Source organism: Eoetvoesiella sp. (assembly GCF_035555955.1).
Classification (GTDB): Bacteria; Pseudomonadota; Gammaproteobacteria; order Burkholderiales; family Burkholderiaceae_B; genus Eoetvoesia.
The window spans coordinates 1-4506 of the sequence record NZ_DATMGA010000031.1; the positions used below are offsets into that span (position 1 = coordinate 1).

At 64.5% G+C, this 4506-nt stretch carries 5 protein-coding genes; 4 read left to right on the forward strand and 1 reads right to left on the reverse strand.

Annotated elements, in window-relative coordinates:
* A partial coding sequence (gene ilvA, locus VNT00_RS09195) for a threonine ammonia-lyase, biosynthetic (RefSeq protein ID WP_325586699.1) occupies positions 1-1246 on the forward strand: 1246 nt, incomplete at its 5' end.
* Position 1247: 1 nt separating this feature from the next.
* Here the strand turns inward: ilvA and VNT00_RS09200 are convergent.
* The gene (locus tag VNT00_RS09200; protein ID WP_325586701.1) at positions 1248-1799 is read right to left on the reverse strand and encodes an adenine phosphoribosyltransferase; all 552 of its coding nucleotides are present in this window, start codon (positions 1797-1799) and stop codon (positions 1248-1250) included.
* 367 nt (positions 1800-2166) lie between these two features.
* On the opposite strand from VNT00_RS09200, the gene VNT00_RS09205 reads away from it, so the two are divergent.
* From VNT00_RS09205 to lptC, 3 genes are read left to right on the forward strand one after another with little or no spacing between them, the layout of a single operon-like run.
* Positions 2167-3120, forward strand: coding sequence for a KpsF/GutQ family sugar-phosphate isomerase (locus VNT00_RS09205; protein ID WP_325586703.1), 954 nt, complete (start codon positions 2167-2169; stop codon positions 3118-3120).
* Between the two features lie 14 nt (positions 3121-3134).
* Positions 3135-3743 (forward strand): KdsC family phosphatase, encoded by a 609-nt coding sequence (locus tag VNT00_RS09210; protein WP_325586705.1) that lies wholly within the window; start codon positions 3135-3137, stop codon positions 3741-3743.
* 12 nt (positions 3744-3755) lie between these two features.
* The gene (gene lptC / locus VNT00_RS09215) at positions 3756-4376 is read left to right on the forward strand and encodes an LPS export ABC transporter periplasmic protein LptC (RefSeq protein WP_325586707.1); all 621 of its coding nucleotides are present in this window, start codon (positions 3756-3758) and stop codon (positions 4374-4376) included.
* Positions 4377-4506 lie beyond the last annotated feature (130 nt).

Sequence of the window (4506 nt, forward strand, 5' to 3'; positions counted from 1 at the left end):
GCGCCTGGGCTGCCGCGCCGTGATCGTGATGCCGACCACCACGCCGCAGGTGAAGATCGACGCCGTCAAGTCGCGCGGCGGCGAGGTGGAGCTGGCGGGCGAATCGTATTCCGACGCCCATCAGCATGCCCTGACGCTCGAGAAAAAACACAAGCTGACCTTCGTCCACCCCTTCGACGACCCCGACGTGATTGCCGGCCAAGGCACCGTCGGCATGGAAATCCTGCGCCAGCACGCCCAGCCCATCGATGCCGTGTTCGTGCCCATCGGCGGCGGCGGCCTGATTGCCGGCGTGGCGGCCTATATCAAACAGCTGCGCCCGGAAATCAAGATCATCGGCGTGCAGACCGTCGACTCCGACGCCATGATCCGCAGCGTCAAGGCGGGGCGCCGCCTGGAACTGAGCGATGTCGGCCTGTTCTCGGACGGCACGGCGGTGAAGCTGGTGGGTTCCGAAACCTTCAAGCTCTCCAGACAATACGTGGACGATTTCGTCGCCGTCACCACCGATGAAATCTGCGCCGCCATCAAGGATGTATTCCAGGATACGCGCAGTGTCCTGGAGCCCGCCGGCGCGCTGGCGCTGGCCGGGGCCAAGCACTATGCGGCCGAGCACAAGCTCAAGGGTGCAACCCTGGTGGCGATCACCAGCGGCGCCAACATGAATTTCGACCGGCTGCGCTTCGTGGCCGACCGGGCCGACGTGGGCCAGGCGCGTGAAGCCCTGTTCGCCCTGACCATTCCCGAAAAGCGCGGCAGCTTCCTGCGCCTGTGCGAAACCGTCGGCAAGCGCAGTGTCACCGAATTCAACTACCGCATCTCGGACTCGGACAGCGCCCATGTGTTCGTGGGCCTGCAGATATCATCCAGCGCCGACCACGACCGCATCGCCAACACCTTCGTAAAAAAAGGCTTCTCGACGCTGGACCTAAGCTCCAACGAAATGGCCAAGACCCACTTGCGGTACATGGTGGGCGGGCGTTCAAACCTGACCGAGAACGAAGTGCTGTACCGCTTCGAGTTTCCCGAAAGGCCCGGCGCCCTGACCAAGTTCCTGAGCTCGATGAGCCCCGAATGGAACATCAGCCTGTTCCACTACCGCAACCAGGGCGATGATTACGGCCGGGTGCTGGTGGGCATCCAGGTGCCGCCCAGCGACAAGAAAGCGCTCAAGGAATTCCTGGACTCGCTGGGCTATCCCTACTGGAACGAGACCGAAAACCCCGCTTACCGGCTGTTTCTGTAGTTCAAGCGTCGCTTTCGGAAAAGCTGCACACCGAAAAGACCGGCATGCCGGTTTCCTTGAGGTTTTTCGAGCCGCCCAGCTCGGGCAGGTCGATGATGGAAGCAGCCTCGACCACGTTGGCGCCCAGGCGCTGCAGCAGCTTGGCGGCGGCGATCATGGTGCCGCCCGTGGCGATGAGATCGTCGATCAGCAAGACACGCTGGCCGGGCTTGACGGCATCGGTGTGCATTTCGACGGTGGCGTTGCCGTATTCCAGGGAGTATTCCTCGGCCAGGGTGCGGAAAGGCAGCTTGCCTTTTTTGCGCACCGGCACGAAACCCAGATTGAGTTCGTAGGCCAGCACCGCCCCCAGGATGAAGCCGCGGGCATCGATGCCCGCGACCAAGTCGAGCCGCTGTCGCATATACCGATAAACGAACAGGTCGATAAGAACGCGGAAGGTACGAGGGTCTTGCAGAACCGGCGTGATGTCCCGGAACACGACGCCGGGTTTCGGCCAGTCGGGCACACTACGGATCGCATTGCGAACGTACTCGGCAGTATCAATATGCATGGAAATCGCCACTAACGGAAAATGCCCCCGCGCGGCGCCGCGACGCGGCGTGCCGCCCCCTGGGGGGGAGCTTTTTGCGCCGGGAACAGCCCGGCGGCAGAAAAGGGGGAAGCCAAACAGGCTCAACTATAACCCTAATCCCCAGGGGCGTGGACGACTTCTGCTGCCCACGCGTCCGGGGCCTGCTGCTGACATTCAACGACCGCGCGACGCCAGCCAGCGGTGGCCGGCCGCGGCGCAAAACAGGGAGCAAGGCGCCGGGCCACGGCCTCCCGGCTCTCCCTTTGTCCAAAACGGCAACATAAACGTCATGTGCGTTTAAAATCGGGAAATGAAAATCGCCACGCTACCCTCAGCGGTTCAGTCCATGGAATCGGCCCGCCGAACCTTTTCCATAGAAATCAGCGCCTTGCAGGCGCTGAACAGCCGCCTGGACGACAGTTTCAGCCAGGCCGTCGCCATGATCCTGGGCTGCGAAGGCCGCGTCATCGTCACCGGCATCGGCAAGTCGGGACATATCGCCAAGAAAATCGCCGCCACGCTGGCCTCCACCGGCACGCCCTCGTTCTTCATGCACGGCGTCGAAGCCATACACGGCGACCTGGGCATGCTTACCCGCCACGACATGGTAATGGCCATTTCCTATTCCGGCTCGGCCCCCGAGCTGCTTACCGTGCTGACCGCCGCCAAGCGCATCGGCATACCGCTCATCGCCGTCACCGGCCACGAACAATCCGAGCTGGCCGCCAATGCCGACCTGCACCTGAACGTCCACGTACAGCAAGAGGCCTGCCCCCTCAACCTGGCGCCCACGGCCAGCACCACCGCCACCCTGGTGCTGGGCGATGCCCTGGCCGTGGCCTGCCTGGAGGCGCGCAACTTCAGCGCCGAGGACTTCGCCCTTTCGCATCCCGGCGGCGCGCTTGGCCGGCGCCTGCTTACCCACGTCAGCGACGTCATGCGCGTGGGCGACGCCCTGCCCATCGTCCATCCCGATACCTCTCTGCCCGAAGCCCTTGGCGAAATGTCGCGCAAGGGCATGGGCATGACTATCGTCGTCGACGGCAACCGCCATCCCATCGGCATCTTCACCGACGGCGATCTGCGCCGCCTCATCGTGCGCCACGGCGACATCCGCCCGCTTACCGTTTCCGAAGGCATGTCCCGCAACCCCAAAAGCGTCGCGCCCAGCGCCATGGCGGTCGAAGCCGCCACGCTCATGGACGCCAACCGCCTGACTCAGCTCCTGGTGGTCGACCCGGCCGGCGCGCTCGTAGGCGCCCTGCACATGCACGACCTGCTGGCCGCCAAGGTAATCTAGAGCCTGTTAACCACATGTCACCCATGCAAACCACAACCATCCCCCATCCCGCCGAAGCGTTGATCCTGGCCAAGGTGGCTCCCGCCATCGTCGAGCGCGCACGCCAGGTGCGCGTCATGGCCTTCGACGTGGATGGCGTGCTGACCGACGGCAGCCTCTGGTACAGCGAAAACGGCGAAACCGTAAAGCGCTTCAATGCCCTGGACGGGCACGGCCTGCGCCTGATGGGCGAAAGCGGCATAGCCGTGGTGCTCATCACGGGGCGGGAAGGTCCCATTGTTGCTCGCCGGGCGGCCGAACTGGGCATCTCCCTGGTCAGGCAGGGCGTGCGCGACAAGGCCCAGGCCCTGGCGGCGCTTGCCCAGGAGCAGGGCTGCGCCTTGAACCAGATGGGCTTCATGGGCGACGACATCATCGACCTGCCCGCCCTGCAGCGGGTGGGCTTCGCCGCCAGCGTGCCCAACGCCCCTTCCTACGTCAGCCAGGCGGCGCACTGGGTGGCGTCCGAGCGCGGCGGCTACGGCGCCGCGCGCGAATGCTGCGACCTCGTCCTGGCGGCCCAGGGCCGGCTGCGCGCGTTCTTCGGCCCCAATGCCCTGGTTCTGGGCGGCGTTGCGCAATAAGCGGTACCCAACATGAAAGAACGCGTTCCATCGATCGTCGCCGTATTCCTGCTGTTCGTGCTGGTGGCCAGCACCTGGTGGGCTGCCGGCTATACCCAGCGCGCCGTGCACATCGAGCCGCCGCGCCGCGTCACCCACGAAAAAGACTCATGGGCGGACAAGTTCGTCATGGTGCGCACCGACCCCGCCGGCATGGCCATCAATCGCCTGGAAGGCACCCATATGGAGCACTTTCCCGACGACGACTCCTATAAGGTCACCGACCCCAGGGCCATCGGCCAGCGCACCGGCTCGCCGATCACCATCGGCACCTCGCAAACCGCCGTGATGGATAAAAACGGCTCCCGCATCGTCATGACCGGCCATGCCCGCCTGCATCGCCAGGCCGACGAGGGACGCGCGGCGCTGGACGTCACCAGCGAACAGATCACCCTGCTGCCCGACGAGGACGTCGCCTTTACCGATCTGCCGGCCCTGGTCGTCAACGGCAAATCCACCATGACAGGCAAGGGCATGAGGTACGATAACAAAACCCGGACGCTGAAAGTGTTTTCAGCCAGCGACGTGAAGATATCGGGCCAGGACACCCAGAAGTCCCGAACGACAACCAAAAAAACAGAACCCAAACCATGAATTTACGCAGCGCCTTCCTTCCGCTCTCCTGGCTGGCCGCCGCCCTCGCGCTGGCATGTTCGGCCGCCCACGCGGCTCCGGCCGATTCATCCCCCAGCGCGGCAAAGGCCAAGCCCGCGGCAGCGGCCCC